This window comes from Kocuria sp. NBRC 114282 (genome assembly GCF_030268385.1).
Classification (GTDB): Bacteria; Actinomycetota; Actinomycetes; order Actinomycetales; family Micrococcaceae; genus Kocuria; species Kocuria palustris.
Genome location: NZ_BSQO01000002.1, coordinates 238,846 through 254,979, shown reverse-complemented (window position 1 = coordinate 254,979; position 16,134 = coordinate 238,846). Strand labels below are relative to the sequence as shown.

Below are 16,134 nucleotides of genomic sequence, written 5' to 3'. Positions count from 1 at the left end.
GCGCCCGGTGGTCCGCCCCGCGCGTCATACGCCGATACTGTGAGGCCCATGACGTCCCAGTCTCAGCAGGACCCCGCACGGAGCATCGCCCTGAGCCGCTTGGCCGGCGCAGCGCTCGGCACGCGGTTCAGCGTGCGCTATGCGCTGCCGACCGGGGACCCGTCCGGCAAGGGACGCACGGACGCGATCGGCACGCTCGTCTCCCGGCACGACGATCCCCCCGCCGTGACCCTGCAGACGCGCAGCGGGCAGTTGCTGATCCCGCTCGAGCTCGTCAGGCTCGCCCGCGAGGTCCCGCCTCCGGTGCCGCGCCGACGGCCCCGCTGACGTCCTCAGGGCTGACGAGCGGCTCGGCGTCGAAGGCCTCCGCGGCCTGCTCCGCCAGGACCCGGCGCACCGCCGCACGACGCCGACGCCACCAGCGACCCACCAGGACCACCGACAGCAGCGTCACCACCAGGATGCCGCCGAACCACAGCAGCCCGGCCAGCCCGATCGCCGAGGTGGTCGACAGGACCACGAGCGGCGAGTCCTGACGGCCGAAGGCCAGCACGAAGGCGGCTGCGTAGGCCACGATCCCGGGCACCGCGGCGGCCCAGATGCGCCGCGTGGTGGTCCCCGACCACACCGACAAGCTCAGCAGGAGGGCCAGCGCCAGCGGGGCGCCCCACGGGATCCACACGCCGTCGCCGAAGCGGGCGATGTTGCCGTGCACCGCCGTGCCGACCACGCCCGCCAGCATGCCGCTGACGATCGCGATAGTCGCCGAGACCGGCACGGACGCCTGATCCACCGACGAACGGCCGCGTCTGCGGCCCTGCTCATCCCATTCGCCGTTCATCGAGCAGGCTCCCGCGGCGCGAGCCTGGCGGCGTCGCCCCCGATGAGACGGAAGGTCTCGGCCTGCGGCAGGGTCTGCGGCACCCGGTTCGAGAGCTCGTAGCGCGGATCCGCGGGATCATCGCCCGTCTCGATCTGGGTGGCATGGGCGCGCATGGCCGCGTGGCGGGCCGCGCGCGAGGCCTCGTCGGCGTGCACCACAGCCTGCGGGCGCTCGTCCTGCGGATCCGGCTGGCCCTCGATCGCCCAGGCCAGAGGCCTCAGGGCCGGCTCAGCGCCGGACTCGTCCTCGAGCAGCTCGAGCGCCCGGGCCAGCACGCGCGCGGTGCGCACGTGATCGGGGTGGCCGTAGCCGCCGTCGTCGTCATAGCTCAGGACCGCATGCGGGCGGATCTCGCGCAGGGCCGCTGCCACGTGGGCGGCGGCCTGATCCACGCCGGCCGTCGTGAGCGCCTTCGGCGAGACGTCCTCGGCGGGCTGGGCCCGGCCCTCGGGGCCCCAGGACATGCCGGAGTCCATGAAGCGGTCCCCGCCGCCCGGGAAGCCCGTCTGGGCGTCCAGGGCGGGCGACTGGCCCGCGTAGACGTGGTGCTCCACGCCCAGGGCACGGCAGGCCGCGGCCAGCTCGCCCTCGCGATAGGCGCCCAGGGCGGTGCCGTCGTCGTGGTTGTCCGGGTGCCCCACCTCCAGGTGGGCCAGCTCCGGGATCATCACCTCGCCGCGCTCCCCGCGGGTCATGGTGATCAGGTGGACCTGCGCCCCGGCCTGGGCCAGCGAGGCCAGGGCCAGCCCGGAGGCCAGCGTCTCGTCGTCGGGATGCGCGTGCACGGCCACCACGCGGGCCTGCTCGGGGGCCGTGCCGCGCGGCAGCAGCGAGTCCACGGCATCCGGGCGGATCAGCGTGCCGGGCTCCGGGTACGACGGCGGCGCCGAGGTCTCCCCCGGCGCCGGCGTGTCGTGGTGCTGATCAGGCACGGTTGCGCTGGCGCGCCTGGCGCACGCGCTCGTTGGACTCCAGGATCACCTTGCGGATGCGGATGGCCTCCGGGGTGACCTCCACGCACTCGTCCTCGCGGGCGAACTCGAGGCACTCCTCCAGCGTCATCTGGCGCGGCGGGGTGAGGTTCTCGAAGTTGTCGGCCGCGGCCGAGCGCATGTTGGTGAGCTTCTTCTCCTTGGTGATGTTCACCTCCATGTCATCGGCGCGCGCGTTCTCGCCGACGACCATGCCCTCGTAGACCTCCTCGGTCGGCTTCACGAAGATCGTGCCGCGCTCCTGGAGGTTGATCATGGCGAACGGAGTGGCCACACCGGCGCGGTCCGAGATCATGGAGCCGTTGGTGCGGTATTCGATCGGGCCGAACCAGGGCTCGAAGCCATCGGAGTAGGACGAGGCGATGCCCGCGCCGCGGGTCTCCGTCATGAAGGTGGTGCGGAAGCCGATCAGACCGCGGGCGGGCACCACGAACTCCATGCGCACCCAGCCGGTGCCGTGGTTCGTCATGGTCTCCATGCGGCCCTTGCGGGTGGCCATGATCTGGGTGATCGCACCCAGGAACTCGTCCGGGGTGTCGATGGTCATGCGCTCGACCGGCTCGTGGACCTTGCCGTCGATCTCGCGGGTGACGACCTGCGGCTTGCCGACCGTGAGCTCGAAGCCCTCGCGGCGCATCTGCTCCACCAGGATCGACAGGGCGAGCTCGCCGCGGCCCTGGACCTCCCAGGCGTCCGGGCGCTCGGTCGGCAGCACGCGCAGCGACACGTTGCCCACGAGCTCCTTGTCCAGGCGGTCCTTGACCTGGCGGGCGGTGACCTTGGCGTTCTTGACGCGACCGGCCATGGGCGAGGTGTTGATGCCGATGGTCATGGAGATCGCGGGATCGTCGACCGTGATGACCGGAAGCGGCTTGGGGTTCTCGGGATCGGTCAGCGTCTCGCCGATCGTGATGTCCTCGATGCCCGCCACAGCCACGATCTCGCCGGGGCCGGCCGACTCGGCCGGGACACGGTCCAGGCCCTTGGTGGCCAGCAGCTCGGAGATGCGCACGTTCTTCAGGGAGCCGTCCTTGCGCGCCCAGGCCACAGTCTGGCCCTTCTTCAGCGTGCCCGAGAAGATGCGCAGCAGGGCCAGGCGGCCCAGGAACGGCGAGGCGTCCAGGTTGGTCACGTGGGCCTGCAGCACGCCGTCGTCCTCGTAGGACGGAGCCGGGATGTGCTCCATGATCGTCTTGAACAGGGGCTCGAGGTCCTCGCTGGCCGGCAGGTTGCCGTCGCCGGGGAACTCGGTGTCGGCGCGGCCGGCCTTGCCGGAGGCGTAGACGACCGGGACGTCGAGCACGGCGTCCAGGTCCATGTCCGGGTAGTCCTCGGCGATGTCGGAGGCCAGGCCGAGCAGCAGGTCCATGGTCTCGGAGACGACCTCCTCGGCGCGGGCGTCGGGTCGGTCGATCTTGTTGACGACCACGATCACCGGCAGCTTGGCCTCGAGGGCCTTGCGCAGCACGAAGCGAGTCTGCGGCAGCGGCCCCTCGGAAGCGTCCACGAGCAGCACGACGCCGTCGACCATGGACAGGCCGCGCTCGACCTCGCCGCCGAAGTCGGCGTGGCCCGGGGTGTCGATCACGTTGATGGTGATGACCTCGCCGTTCGCCGACGGGCCCTCGTAGAACACCGTGGTGTTCTTGGCGAGGATGGTGATGCCCTTCTCGCGCTCGAGATCGCCCGAGTCCATGACGCGCTCGGCGACCTCGCCGTGCTCGGAGAACGTGTTCGTCTGCCGGAGCATGGCGTCGACGATCGTGGTCTTGCCGTGGTCCACGTGGGCCACGATCGCGACGTTGCGGAGGTCGGTGCGCTGGGCAGTGCTCATACGAGTGGGGTCTCTCTTCAGACGATGGCGTGCTCCCGCCCCTTCTGCCAGGACGGTGCTCGGTTCCGGCCCGTGGCCGGCGGGGTCGCGACGAGGGTCGCGGAAGTCCGCCGACGAGTCTAGCGCGCAAGTCCAACCCCTCCCCCGGGACGTCGCGCACCTCACACGCCGATGTCGCCGTCGCAGCGCTCGCACGCCGCTCTGCCCGTCGCCGGCACCCGCTCCGGCACCGGCCCGCACATCGAGTGGCCGCTTCTGGCCCCCTCTCCCGTCGAGTGGCCGTTCCATCACCGGTTCCGCCGGGAAACGGTGAGCTTCTGGCCACTCGATGCATGAACGGTGAGAGATCGGCCGCTCGACGCGACAGGATCAACGCGTGGCCTGAGAGCCGCTTCCCTGTCCGGGCGATCCGTCTCCTCGGCACAGCGGCCGAACAGATGGGGGTGCGACACACACCGTCGGGCAGGCACGGCGACTCCACACACCGAGGGACGACGCCTGCGCCCCGGCTCGGCCTCCACACGGACAGCTCGCGGAGGACGCCGTCGACGTTTCGGTAATCCCTGGGCGCATGCCGCAGCGTCATCAGGTTCCCCAGCCCCTTGCAGGGCGCATCTTCGCTCGCCCGGAGGCAATGGCCGTCGGCCTCACTTCGCGGCAGCTGCGAGCGCCCTACGACGAGCGCGTGGCCTCGGGGATCTGGCGATCCCTGAGGCCATCGGCGGCCTCCGCTCGGCCAGACGCCCGAGCCGAACTGATCCAGCTCGCCCGGGCACAGCGCGAAGCCATGCCCGGCCATGCCATCAGCCACCAGTCGGCGGCCGTGCTCTGGGGCTTCCGCCGGCGCTGCGCAGTCTGGCGCTGCTCGAGCGCGACCTGAGCGAGCTCGCGGGGACCAGGGGACGGCGTGCTGTGCTGCGAGCCCTGGAGCGAGCGCGGCGGGGCGGGGCGTCGACTCCGAGCCCGAGACGCGGCTGCGCCTGATGCTGGAGGACCACGGGTACGGAGGCTTCCGACCCGACCTCGAGCTGCGCGGCCCGGTGGGGCGCGGTGGGACGTCGCGGTGGGACGCGTGTGGCGGTACGGCTCGGGACAGAACGCAGCCGAGGATGCACGTGATCCGGTGCGGGTCACAGGCCCCGGAAGGACTCCACGATCTCGGCGGCGGGGCGGGCTCGGCACGCGGGGAAGCCCGTGCCGGCCCACAGGTGCACCAGCTCCCGCTTCCCCGCAGCAGCCGCGGTCTTGCGGATCGGCGACGTCAGCGAGTTGACCTGCGGATAGCCCGCGATCTCGTGCTCGGCCATCGCCTCGGTGAACGGCGTGGACAGCGCCCGAGCAGGGCGACCGGAGAACGCGCGCGTCACCACGGTCTGCGCCGACGACGGATCGCCCGCCGCAGCCAGCACTGCCTCCCGATGGACCGCCCCGGTGCCGGCCTCCTCGGCGGCGAGGAAGAGGGTGCCCACCTGCACGGCGTGAGCTCCCGTTTCCAGCAGCCGAGCCGCATCCGCGCGGAAGGAGATGCCGCCCGCCGCGATGACCGGCAGCTGCGGATGGGACGACGCCAGCGCCGCCAGCGTCTGCTCCAGCAGCTCCGGAAGCGGGGTGGTCCCCGGCGCAGTGTCCTGCGCGAGCGTGAAGCGATGCCCGCCGGCGTCGGGGCCCTGCAGGACCAGGGCGTCGGGGCCGAAGGCCGCGGCCTCCACCGCCTCCTCGGACGAGGACACCGACAGCAGCACAGTCGTGCCCGCATCCTGCAGCGCCCGGATCGTGGCCGCCGGCGGCAGGCCGAAGGTGAAGCTCACGACAGGCACCGGATCCTCGACCAGCAGGGCGATCTTCTGATCCCAGCCGTCGTCCGAGTAGTCGGGAAGCGGGCGCGCCGCGGCCTGCTCCCCCATCTCGGCATCGAGCGCAGCGACCGCCTGCACCCACCGCGAGCGGAAGTCCGCAAGCTGCTGCGTATCGGTGGGCGAGGACTCCGCCACGAACACGTTGACACCGAACAGACGGTCGACGTCACGCAGCCCCGAGCGCACCGCCGCGATCTGCTCGGCGAGCGCCTCGGCCGACTGATACCCGGCAGCCAGCATCCCCAGTCCGCCTGCGCGCGCGACGGCGACCGCCAGCTCCGGACTCGACGGCCCGCCGGCCATGGGCGCTGCGATCAGCGGCACCTCGAGGGCATCGAGTGCGAACGGACGGGCGGCCGGAGCATCCATCGACATGGAGGGACCTTTCAGGCGAGTAGCGTGGTGGCTGATCGAACGTGCCGTGAATCACTCTAGGGGCCACGCCATGGAGCCAGGATGTTGAGCGACCTCTCGTGGGGCGCTCTGGTGCTGGCTGCCGCGGCGATCCTGATCGGCTCCGCGCTGCAGCGGCTCTCGGGCACCGGCGTGGGGCTGGTGGTGACCCCGGTGCTCTCCCTGCTGCTCGGACCCGTGGCCGGGGTGCTGCTGACGAATGCGGTCACCACCGTCTCCGGATTCACGATCATGCTCTCGGTCCGCAAGCGCGTGGACTGGTGCCGCGCGGGGATCGTGGTCGCCGCTGCCCTGCCGGGGGCGGTTCTGGGCGCTCTGCTGGTGCTGTGGCTGGAGGCCTCCTGGCTGCAGATCGGCATCGGCGTGCTGGTGCTCATCGCCCTGTCGCTCACCGTCGCCACGCCGGAGCTGCCGCGTGTCACGAATCGCGCCGCGCTGCCCGTGGCCGGAGCTGTCGGCGGCCTGCTGAACACCACCGCAGGAGTGGCCGCCCCGGCCATGGTCATCGTCTCGCGGCTCACCCGCTGGGAGCAGAAGGCGTTCGCGGCGTCGCTGCAGCCGATCTTCATGTCCATGGGACTGATGTCGGTCGTGCTCAAGTCCCTGATGGGCGCCACCGGAGACCAGGGACTGCCCCCGTGGTGGGTCCTGCCCGCGGTGATCGCCCTGGTGCTCGGCGGGGTGGGAGTCGCCGCCGCCCTCGAGTCCCGCGTGACGCCCGAGCGCGCCCGCACGCTGGCGCTGATCCTCGCCGGTCTCGGCGGGGCGGCCGCCGTGGTCAAGGGAGTGCTCGGGCTGCTCTGAACGACGACGGCCACCCAGCACTCCGCCGGAGGCCGCACCGGAGCCCGCGACCACGACCGACGCCCCAGGACGTCATACCCCGGGATGACCTGACAACTGCCCGGAATAGGCCGTCGGTCCGATGTGCCGCAGGCCTGGAGGGCGCAGTCTTGGACCATGAGCACATCGCCTGAGTCTTCTGCCCCGTCCGGTCACACCCACGAAGCCATCCCGCACACTCCCTGGCAGCCCCCGCGGGAGCTCGCGGTGGCCGCCCGGAACGTCTCCAAGACCTACGGCGACGGCGAGCTGACCGTCACCGCCCTGGACTCCGTCTCCCTGGACATCGAGCGCGGGACCTTCACCGCGGTCGTGGGGCCGTCGGGCTCCGGCAAGTCGACCCTCGTGCACTGCCTGGCGGGCCTGGACTCCCCCGATCGTCGCCCGGAGACCTCCATCGTGGTGGGCGGCCGGGACATCGTCTCCCTCAACGACAAGGAGCTCACCGAGTTCCGTCGCGAGCACGTGGGCTTCGTGTTCCAGGCCTTCAACCTGGTCCCCGTGCTCACCGCGCGGCAGAACATCGAGCTGCCCCTGACCCTGGCCGGGCACCGGCCCGATCCCGAGCTGCTGGCCCGGATCACCGACAGCCTGGGCCTCGCCGAGCGCCTGGACCACCGCCCCGACGAGCTCTCGGGCGGTCAGCAGCAGCGCGTGGCGATCGCCCGCGCGCTGATCACGAGCCCGGACGTCATCATCGCCGACGAGCCCACGGGCGCCCTGGACACCGACACCACCACCCAGGTCCTGCAGCTGCTGGCCGACACCGTCCACCAGCAGGGCCACACGGTCGTCGTCGTGACCCACGACCCCCGTGTGGCGGACTTCGCGGACCGCACCGTGCGCGTGCAGGACGGGGCGATCGTCTCGGACGAGTCCCGCGCCGGCCGCCCGGTCGCCGACGGCAGCAGGGCAGGGGGTGTGCGCTGATGCGCCGCATCGTCCTGAGCCGACTGCGCCTGCAGTGGACCCGCTACGTCCTGATCCTGCTGGCGATCGCCGTCTCGGCCGCCTTCGCGACAGGGTCGCTGATGCTCGGCACCACCATGCAGCACTCGATGGTCTCGACCATCGCCGACTCGACCCGCAACGCGGATCTGGTGGTGAGCGAGGACTGGGAGAACAGCACCTATGCAGAGACCGAGGAGACCGAGGCCTCCGATCCCGAGGACCCCGAGTCCCTGTACGGGGCTGACTACGTCTCCAGCGGAGACATCAATCAGCTGCAGGACATCGACGGCGTGGAGACGGTGTGGGCCCCGACCGGCACCGCCGTCGACGTCGAATCGAACGACAGCTCCTCCCCGGTCCTCTACATCGGCACCGCGCCGGAGGATCCCCAGATCTTCCCCTGGGAGCTCGACGAGGGCTCCATGCCCCAGGGCGAGAACGAGATCGCGCTGAACACCAAGCGCGCCGAAGACCTCGGCGTGGGCGTCGGCGACACGATGACCCTGTCCGTGCAGTCGGCGGAGGAGCAAGGCATGTCTGAGGATCAGATGATCCCGTCCGGCGGGGACGCCGAGGTCACCGTCACGGGCATCGTGGGCGCCGAGAGCGGCGCGGACATGTACATGGCCTGGGTCTCGCCCGACGTCATGAGCACCATCTCCCCGTTCGACACCGACATGCTGCCGGTCTCCTCCAGCACCCAGATTGCCCTGGCCGACGGCGCGGACCTGGAGACCGTGCGCGCGGACATCCAGGATCAGCTCGAGTCCCTGCCCGGCGACACCGCCTTCCTGGTGCAGACCCCGCAGGAGCAGACCGAGGACGCCCTCGAGGACATGGCAGGCGCCGCCGCCGGTCTGTCCGCCTTCCTGCTGGCCTTCGCCATGCTGGCCGTGCTGGTGGCCTTCCTGGTGATCACCACGACCTTCGGAGTGCTCACGGCCCAGCGGGCCCGCGAGCTGGCGCTGCTGCGCTGCCTGGGTGCCACCGGCGGCCAGATCCAGCGCTCGGTGCTGCTCGAGGCGCTCGTGCTCGGGCTCGTCTCCTCGGCGATCGGTGTAGCGGCGGTGGTCGGTGCGGGCTTCGCGCTCGAGCCGCTGCTTCCCGCCACCGCCCCGATCGACGTCGCCGTGGCCCCCAAGGACATCGTCCTGGGCCTGGTGATCGGCATCCTGGTGACCGTGCTGGCCTCGCTCGGGCCCGCGCGCCGGGCCATGGGCGCCTCCCCGCTGGACGGCATGCGCGGCTCCCGTCGCGCCGAGCGGATCCCGTGGGTGCGCTCCGGGTTCGGGCTGCTCGTGCTGATCCCCTCGGTGATCGCCCTGGCATGGGCCGCCTTCACGCACGACCACCCCGCCGTGGGCGTCGTGAGCGGGATCGGCGCGGGCGTGGGCCTGATCCTCACCTCGCGGCTGTGGATGCCGGCGATTGTCGGCGTGCTGGGACGGATCCTGCCCGGCGGCGTCCCGTCACGGTTGGCAGCCGCGAACGCGATCCGGCACAAGTCCCGCACCACGACGACGGCCACCGCGCTGCTGATCGGCATCACGCTGGTGACCACCGTGCTCACCGGCCACGCCGTGGCGCAGAAGTCGGTGCTCGATGACCTGGACCGCTCCATGCCGGTGGACATCACCGTCTCCCAGCAGGTGGACCAGGACACCCTGCAGCAGATCGAGGACGTCGACTCGGTGGTCTCCGTCGAGCAGACAGACGACGTCGTGGAGGTGGATCTCGAGCGCGGCATCGGCTCCACGGAGACCACGACCGCAGCACAGGAGATCGCCGAGCTCACGGACACCGAGGCCTACGAGATCGCGGCGAACGGCATGCAGAAGGCCATGATGGTCGACATCCTCAACGTGATGCTCTGGGTTGCGCTGGGCCTGCTGGCCGCCGCCGTGGCGGTCTCCGTCCTGGGCATCACGTCCACGATGTCGCTGTCGGTGCTGGAGCGCACGCGGGAGAACTCGCTGCTGCGGGCCCTGGGGCTCTCGCGCGCTCAGCTGGGCGCCATGATCCGCCGCGAGGCGCTGGTCATCTCCGCCGCGGCCGGCGTCGCGGGAGCGGTGGCCGGCTGGCTGCTGGGCACCGGCGTGGTCTCCGCGATGGTCCCCGACACCATCCCCGTGGCGATCACGGTCCCGTGGGGCGGTCTGCTCGCGGTGGCGATCGGCGTGCTCGTCGTGGCCCTGGTGTCCTCGGCCCTGCCGGCCCGCCGCGCCACACGGGTGGCCCCCGTGGAGGGTCTGGCATCGTTGGACTGATCCGGTCCGCGTCCGCGGCCGGGGCCCGATCCGTCGGGTCCCGGCCGTGGCCGTTGCCCTGAGCGCTCTCCGCTGTCCTGTCGACGCGGCCGCCTCGAGGCCCGTCGCCCCAGTGCCGACGCGATGCCCATCCGCTCGATACCCCCGAGGTCCCATGCAGCTGCATCACCGCGTGGCCGACTGGCTGCGCACCCACTCCGTCTGGGCCAATGCCCTGTTCCTCCTGGTGCTGGCTGCCTTCACCACGCTCGTGACCGTGAGCTCGCCGGCGCAGATGGCCTGCTCGCTGGCGCTCATCGCCGTGCTGGTCCTGCGGCCCCTGCGCCCCGCCCTATCCGCCGCGCTGTTCGCCCTCCTGTCCGTGATCGCCACGGTGGTGCTGGGGGTCTTCCCCCTGGGCATCGGCCTGCTCGGCGTGCCCTGGCTGCTCTACACCGTGGCCTCGCGCTGCCGCCGTCGCACCCGTGTGTCGGTGCTGGCTCTGGCCCTGCTGGTGGCTGCGATTGTCAGCGCCAGCTGGCCCGGATGGCGCCTGGGTGGTCCCCTGTCCTTCGGCATCGCCGAGGTCACGACCACCGAGTGGGCCATCGGCGCCGCCACCCAGGGGATCATGATGATGCTGATCATCGTCGCCGCGTACCTGGCCGGCGATCTGCATCGTGTGACCCTGCAGCGTCGGGAGGCCGAGGCGCACCGCGCCGACGTCCTCGCCGAGAGGGCGCACCGCCTGGAGGTCGAGCGCGATCAGGAGGTGCGCCTGGCCGCACAGGACGAGCGCACCCGCATCGCCCGGGAGATGCACGATGTGGTGGCCCACTCGCTGTCCGTCGTGATCGCCCAGGCCGACGGCGCCCGGTACGCCGTGCGCAGCGATCCCTCGGTGGCCGCCGACGTCCTGGCCACGATCGCCACGACCGCTCGCGGGTCGCTCAGCGAGATGCGCAGCCTGCTGGGCGTGCTGCGCACCGAAGGCGAGGAGGCCGAGCGCGCTCCGGTCCCCACCGTGCAGGACCTCCCGGCGCTCGTGGACTCGGTGCGCAGCGCCGGTCTGCAGATCGATGTGGAGACCTCCCCGGAGCCGCTGCCGGAGCTGGCCTCAGGACCCTCCTTGGCGTCCTACCGCCTCGTGCAGGAGGGCCTGACCAACACGCTCAAGCACGCCCCGGATGCCTCCCGGGTCAGGGTCGAGCTCCGCCACGACGGCGCGGAGCTGACCGTCCGCGTCACCAGCGACGGCCTGGGCGCGGAGTCCCCCGAGCCTCCCCGCCCGGGGCACGACGGCGGCGGACAGGGCCTGCGCGGCCTGCGCGAGCGCTTCGGTCTCTACGGCGGGACCATCCAGGCCGGCCCCGACCCCGCATCGCCCGGACGATGGCTGCTCGCCGGTCGCCTGCCCGCCGAGGCCCGGAACGTGCCAGCCGCCTCGTCCGAGGCATCCGACCAGCAGGACGAACGAGACCAGCCGACCGCACGGGATCAGCCGGCCGAGAAGGATCCGCATCTTCCACGTGATCCGCAGGCCACCGACCCGCAGCACGGCACCCCCACGACCACCGAGGAGGGCACCCGATGACCGATCCCCTGCGCATCCTGCTGATCGACGACCAGCCCCTGATCCGCAGCGGCATGGCCATGCTGATCGGCTCGCAGCCCGACCTCGTCGTGGGCGGCGAGGCCGGGGACGGCCAGGCGGCCGTGGACCTCGTCGCGCGCCTGGCCGCGACCGGTGAGGCGCCCGACGTCCTGCTCATGGACATCCGCATGCCAGGCATGGACGGCCTGGAGGCCACCCGTCGCATCCTGGCCGAGCATCCGCAGGTCACGGTGGTCCTGCTGACCACGTTCGATCTGGACGAGTACGCGCTCGAGGGCATCCGCGCCGGGGCTTCGGGCTTCCTGCTCAAGGACGCCGAGCCGGAGGAGCTGCTCGGCGCCCTGCGCACCTGTGCCCGCGGCGACGCCGTGATCGCGCCGTCGACCACGCAGCGCCTGATGCGCCGGTTCATCGACCCGCCGCAGCGCACCGTGGCCGATGACCCCCGCCTCCGGTCCCTGACGCCCCGGGAGCAGGAGGTCTTCGGGCTCGTGGGCCGCGGGCTGTCGAACCACGAGATCATGGAGGCGCTGGTACTCTCCGAGCCGACCGTGAAGACACATGTCTCCCGCGTGCTCGCCAAGACAGGAGCTCGCGACCGCGTGCAGGCCGTGGTGCTGGCCCACGAGCTCGGGCTGGTGGGCTGAGCAGGAACGCGGAAGGGCCCCGTCGCCGTCCCGGAAGGAGACGACGACGGGGCCCGGTGCGGGACCGCGCTCAGACCTCCAGGAGGTCCTTGCCGGGGATCGCGTCGAGCAGTCGGCGCGTGTACTCCTGCTGCGGGTTCTCGAACACCGAGTCCACGGTGCCGGTCTCCACGAGCCTGCCCTTCTCCATGACGCAGACGTCGTGGGCGATCTCCCGCACCACGGCCAGGTCGTGGGTGATGAACAGGTAGGTCAGACCGAGATCCTGCTGCAGCTGGCCGAGCAGCTGCAGGACCTGCTCCTGGACCAGGACGTCGAGGGCCGAGACGGCCTCGTCGCACACCACGATCTCCGGATCCAGTGCGAGCGCCCGGGCGATGGCCACGCGCTGGCGCTGACCGCCCGAGAGCTCGTTCGGGTAGCGATCGCCGAGCTGGCGCGGCAGCGCCACGCGGTCCAGCAGGTCATGGACCTTCGCCCGGCGCGAGGCGGCATCGCCCACCTTGTGCACCTTCAGCGGCTCCTCGATGCAGCGGAAGACGCTGCGCATGGGATCCAGCGAGCCGTAGGGGTCCTGGAAGATCGGCTGCACCTTGCGGCGGTAGTCGAACCACTGTCGGCCCTTGAACCCGCTGATGTCGTGGCCGTCCACGGTCACGGTCCCGGAGGTGATGTCCTCCAGTCCCAGCAGCATCTTGGCGATCGTGGACTTGCCCGAGCCGGACTCCCCCACGATCGCGGTCGTGCGTCCGCGGCGCACCGTGAAGGAGACGTCGTCCACGGCGCGGAACTCGGAGGACCGGCCCCACGAGCCGCGGATCTTGTACTCCTTGACCAGATCCTTCACCTGGATGAGCTCCGGGGCGGCGCTGTCCACGCTCGCTGCGAGATCATCCGGGGACAGCGACGGAACCGCCGCCACCAGCTCCTTGGTGTAGGGATGCTGCGGGTTGCGCAGCAGGCTCAGCGCGGGGCCGGACTCGACCACGCGGCCCTTCTGCATCACGATCACCCGGTCCGCGCGCTCGGCGGCCAGGCCGAGGTCGTGGGTGATCAGCAGCACCGCGGTGCCGAGCTCGCTGGTCAGCCGCCCCAGGTGATCCAGGATCTGGCGCTGGACGGTGACGTCGAGTGCGGAGGTCGGCTCATCGGCGATCAGCAGCTGCGGGCGGCACGAGAGCCCGATGGCGATCAGCGCGCGCTGGCGCATGCCGCCGGAGAACTCGTGCGGGTACTGCTTCATGCGCCGCTCGGCATCCGGCAGCCCGGCCTCCTCCAGAGCCCGGACCACGTCGGCGTCGCCGTGCGGCTTGTCATTGGCCTTGAGCGTCTCGCGGACCTGCGCGCCGATGGTCCACACCGGGTTGAGGTTCGACATGGGGTCCTGCGGGACCATGCCGATCTGCGAGCCGCGCAGCGCCTCCAGCCGCTTGGCCGACGGATGCGTGATGTCCTCCCCGTCGAAGAGGATCTGCCCGGAGGACACGCGCCCGTTCGAGGCCAGCAGCCCGATGGCCGCCAGCGCCGAGGTGGACTTGCCCGAGCCGGACTCGCCCACGATCGCCACGGTCTCCCCGCGCATCACCCGGATGTCCGAGTCGGCCACGGCCTGGACGTCACCCGTGCCGGTCTTGAAGGTGATGCCCACCCCCTTCATCTCCAGCAGCGGCGTCTGCCCCTGCTGGCGCTGCCCCGAGGCGTCTGAACCCGCGTTGAGGATCTCGTGGGCCTTGAGGCTGACCATCCGGCCCGTGCGGGTCAGCGGCTCCTGCCCGGGGGCCCAGGGCCCCTGGGTCTCGGCCCGGTGCTTCCCGCCGCCGTCGGGCTGGGGGCTGTTCGCCGAGGTGCTCACTTGGTCCTCCCCTTGGGGTCGAGGGCGTCGCGCAGCGAGTCGCCCATCATGATGAAGCTCAGCACGGTGATGGAGAGCATGAGCGAGGGCCAGAACAGCGTCTCGGGGTTGGTGCGCAGCTGAGGCCGCGCCGCCGAGATGTCATTGCCCCAGGAGATCGCCTCCGCGGGCAGCCCGATGCCCAGGAACGACAGCGTGGACTCGGCCACGATGAACGTGCCCAGCGAGATCGTGGCGATCACGATGACGGGCCCGGCGGCGTTGGGGATCACGTGCTTGAACAGGATGCCGAGCCGGCTCATGCCCAGCGAGCGCGCGGCGGTCACGAAGTCCGCATTGCGCACCGAGATCACGGAGCTTCGCGTGATGCGCGCGATCGACGGCCACCCGAAGATCACCAGGGTGATCGCCAGCGTGCTCACGCCGCGGTTCTCCCGCATGAGCGGGACCTGCATGAACACGATCGCGCCCAGGATCAGCGGCAGCGCGAAGATGATGTCCATGAAGCGGGAGATGATCGCGTCGATCCAGCCGCCGAAGTAGCCGGCCAGCGCGCCCAGCAGCCCGCCGATGAGCACGACGCCGAGGGTGGCGCCGAAGCCCACCATGATCGAGGGGCCCGTTCCGTGGACCACGCGGGCCAGGATGTCGCAGCCCTGGTTGGTGTAGCCCAGCGGATGTCCGGGGGCGGGGCCGCCGTTGGAGTTCGACAGCTCGCACCCGGCGTTGGGTGCAGCCGAGGTGAACACCCCGGGGAACGCGGCCACGAACAGCACGAAGAGCATCAGCACCGCGGAGACGAGGAAGACCGGGTTGCGGCGCAGGGTCGACCAGGCGTCGCGCCACAGGCTCGAGGGCTTGCCCTCGAGCTGGTTCTCGATGCCGGCGCGGCCCTGCTCCTCCACCACCGGGGCCACGAAGTGATCCGGCAGGTAGACCTCGTGCGAGCCCATCACGCGAGGCGACGGGTCCAGGGTCTCGTGCACCGAGCCCTGCGGGGAATCCGGGTTCGGGTTCTGGTTCTGCTCAGGCATATCGGATCCTCGGGTCGAGCACGGCGTAGAGCAGATCGACGACCAGGTTGGTGATCAGGAAGATGACCACCACGAGCGTCACGATGGAGACCACCATGGCGCCGTCGCCCAGGTTGATCGCCTTGTAGAGCTGATTGCCGATGCCGTTGACGTTGAAGATGGACTCGGTGACGATCGCCCCTCCCATCAGCGCGCCCAGATCGGCGCCCAGGAAGGTCACGACCGGGATCAGGGAGTTGCGCAGCACGTGCACAGTGATGACCCGGCGGCGCGGCAGGCCCTTGGCCGTGGCGGTGCGGACATGGTCGGACTCGCGGTTCTCGGCGATCGAGTTGCGGGTCAGCCGCAGCACGTAGGCGAAGGACAGCGCTCCCAGCACCAGCGCTGGAAGTATCAGCTCGTTGAGCGGTGCGCCTCCCGAGACCGTGGGTCTGGCCAGCCCGAAGTGGATGCCGATCACGTACTGGGCCACGAAGGCGAGCACGAACACGGGCACCGCGATCACCAGCAGGGAGACGACGAGCAGGGTCGAATCGATCCAGGTGCCCTTGCGCAGGCCGGCGATCACGCCGAAGAGGATGCCGAAGACCGCCTCGAAGATCACGGCGAGCGCAGCCAGCTTGATCGTGGTGGGGAACGTGTCGGCGATGACCGACATGATCGGGCGTCCGGAGAAGTTGTCGCCCAGGTCCAGGGTCACGACGCCCTTGAGGTAGAGCAGGAACTGGATCAGGAAGGGCTTGTCGAGGTTGTACTGGGCCTCGAGCGCGGCCTTGGTGCCCGGGGTGCACCCCTTCTCGCCGCACAGGGCGGCGGTGGGATCGCCGGAGGTGGCGAACATCAGGAAGTAGACGAGGAAGATGGCTCCCAGGAAGACCGGGATCATCTGGAGGAGGCGGCGGACGAGGTACCAGGCCATGTCAGCGGGCACCTCCCGTCGTACGGAGATGCCGGAGGGCCGGCGCGT

The 16,134-nt window shown here is 71.1% G+C and carries 13 protein-coding genes; 6 read left to right on the top strand and 7 right to left on the bottom strand.

Annotated elements, in window-relative coordinates; all coding sequences use genetic code 11:
- Positions 1-48 precede the first annotated feature (48 nt).
- A complete protein-coding gene (locus QSJ40_RS04880; protein ID WP_259871865.1) occupies positions 49-327 on the top strand; it encodes a putative acetyltransferase in 279 nt (92 codons plus the stop codon).
- On the opposite strand, the gene QSJ40_RS04875 is transcribed toward QSJ40_RS04880, so the two are convergent.
- The 4 genes from QSJ40_RS04875 to QSJ40_RS04860 form a co-directional block, all read right to left on the bottom strand.
- A complete protein-coding gene (locus QSJ40_RS04875) occupies positions 275-841 on the bottom strand; it encodes a hypothetical protein (RefSeq protein ID WP_259871867.1) in 567 nt (188 codons plus the stop codon). The two genes, QSJ40_RS04880 and QSJ40_RS04875, sit on opposite strands and share 53 nt — an antisense overlap.
- Complete coding sequence (locus QSJ40_RS04870; protein ID WP_259871869.1) at positions 838-1,815, bottom strand: PIG-L family deacetylase; 978 nt, start codon at positions 1,813-1,815, stop codon at positions 838-840. The genes QSJ40_RS04875 and QSJ40_RS04870 overlap by 4 nt, the downstream gene beginning before the upstream one ends.
- The gene (typA, locus tag QSJ40_RS04865; protein WP_006214924.1) at positions 1,808-3,709 is read right to left on the bottom strand and encodes a translational GTPase TypA; all 1,902 of its coding nucleotides are present in this window, start codon (positions 3,707-3,709) and stop codon (positions 1,808-1,810) included. Before typA ends, QSJ40_RS04870 begins: the two co-directional genes overlap by 8 nt.
- A gap of 1,130 nt (positions 3,710-4,839) precedes the next feature.
- Complete coding sequence (locus QSJ40_RS04860) at positions 4,840-5,940, bottom strand: NAD(P)H-dependent flavin oxidoreductase (RefSeq protein WP_285729287.1); 1,101 nt, start codon at positions 5,938-5,940, stop codon at positions 4,840-4,842.
- An 81-nt stretch (positions 5,941-6,021) separates the two neighbouring features.
- Here QSJ40_RS04860 and QSJ40_RS04855 point away from each other — a divergent pair, with 81 nt between their 5' ends.
- The 5 genes from QSJ40_RS04855 to QSJ40_RS04835 all read left to right on the top strand — a co-directional run bounded on the left by QSJ40_RS04855 (position 6,022) and on the right by QSJ40_RS04835 (position 12,281).
- Complete coding sequence (locus QSJ40_RS04855; RefSeq protein ID WP_285729285.1) at positions 6,022-6,783, top strand: sulfite exporter TauE/SafE family protein; 762 nt, start codon at positions 6,022-6,024, stop codon at positions 6,781-6,783.
- A gap of 156 nt (positions 6,784-6,939) precedes the next feature.
- Complete coding sequence (locus tag QSJ40_RS04850) at positions 6,940-7,752, top strand: ABC transporter ATP-binding protein (protein ID WP_285729282.1); 813 nt, start codon at positions 6,940-6,942, stop codon at positions 7,750-7,752.
- On the top strand, positions 7,752-10,040 hold the full coding sequence (locus QSJ40_RS04845; protein ID WP_053447054.1) for an FtsX-like permease family protein: 2,289 nt from the start codon (positions 7,752-7,754) through the stop codon (positions 10,038-10,040). The genes QSJ40_RS04850 and QSJ40_RS04845 overlap by 1 nt, the downstream gene beginning before the upstream one ends.
- A 154-nt stretch (positions 10,041-10,194) precedes the next feature.
- Positions 10,195-11,613, top strand: a complete 1,419-nt coding sequence (locus tag QSJ40_RS04840) for a sensor histidine kinase (RefSeq protein ID WP_053447053.1) — start codon at positions 10,195-10,197, stop codon at positions 11,611-11,613.
- The gene (locus QSJ40_RS04835; RefSeq protein WP_053447052.1) at positions 11,610-12,281 is read left to right on the top strand and encodes a response regulator; all 672 of its coding nucleotides are present in this window, start codon (positions 11,610-11,612) and stop codon (positions 12,279-12,281) included. The genes QSJ40_RS04840 and QSJ40_RS04835 overlap by 4 nt, the downstream gene beginning before the upstream one ends.
- Positions 12,282-12,351: 70 nt before the next feature.
- Here the strand turns inward: QSJ40_RS04835 and QSJ40_RS04830 are convergent, their stop codons facing one another.
- The 3 genes from QSJ40_RS04830 to QSJ40_RS04820 all read right to left on the bottom strand — a co-directional run bounded on the left by QSJ40_RS04830 (position 12,352) and on the right by QSJ40_RS04820 (position 16,086).
- Positions 12,352-13,938, bottom strand: a complete 1,587-nt coding sequence (locus QSJ40_RS04830; protein ID WP_285729585.1) for a dipeptide ABC transporter ATP-binding protein — start codon at positions 13,936-13,938, stop codon at positions 12,352-12,354.
- A gap of 191 nt (positions 13,939-14,129) precedes the next feature.
- Positions 14,130-15,167 carry an ABC transporter permease gene (locus QSJ40_RS04825; RefSeq protein ID WP_285729277.1) on the bottom strand — a complete coding sequence of 346 codons (1,038 nt, stop codon included), beginning with the start codon at positions 15,165-15,167 and terminating at the stop codon, positions 14,130-14,132.
- A complete protein-coding gene (locus QSJ40_RS04820; RefSeq protein WP_006214935.1) occupies positions 15,160-16,086 on the bottom strand; it encodes an ABC transporter permease in 927 nt (308 codons plus the stop codon). The genes QSJ40_RS04825 and QSJ40_RS04820 overlap by 8 nt, the downstream gene beginning before the upstream one ends.
- Positions 16,087-16,134: the final 48 nt, after the last annotated feature.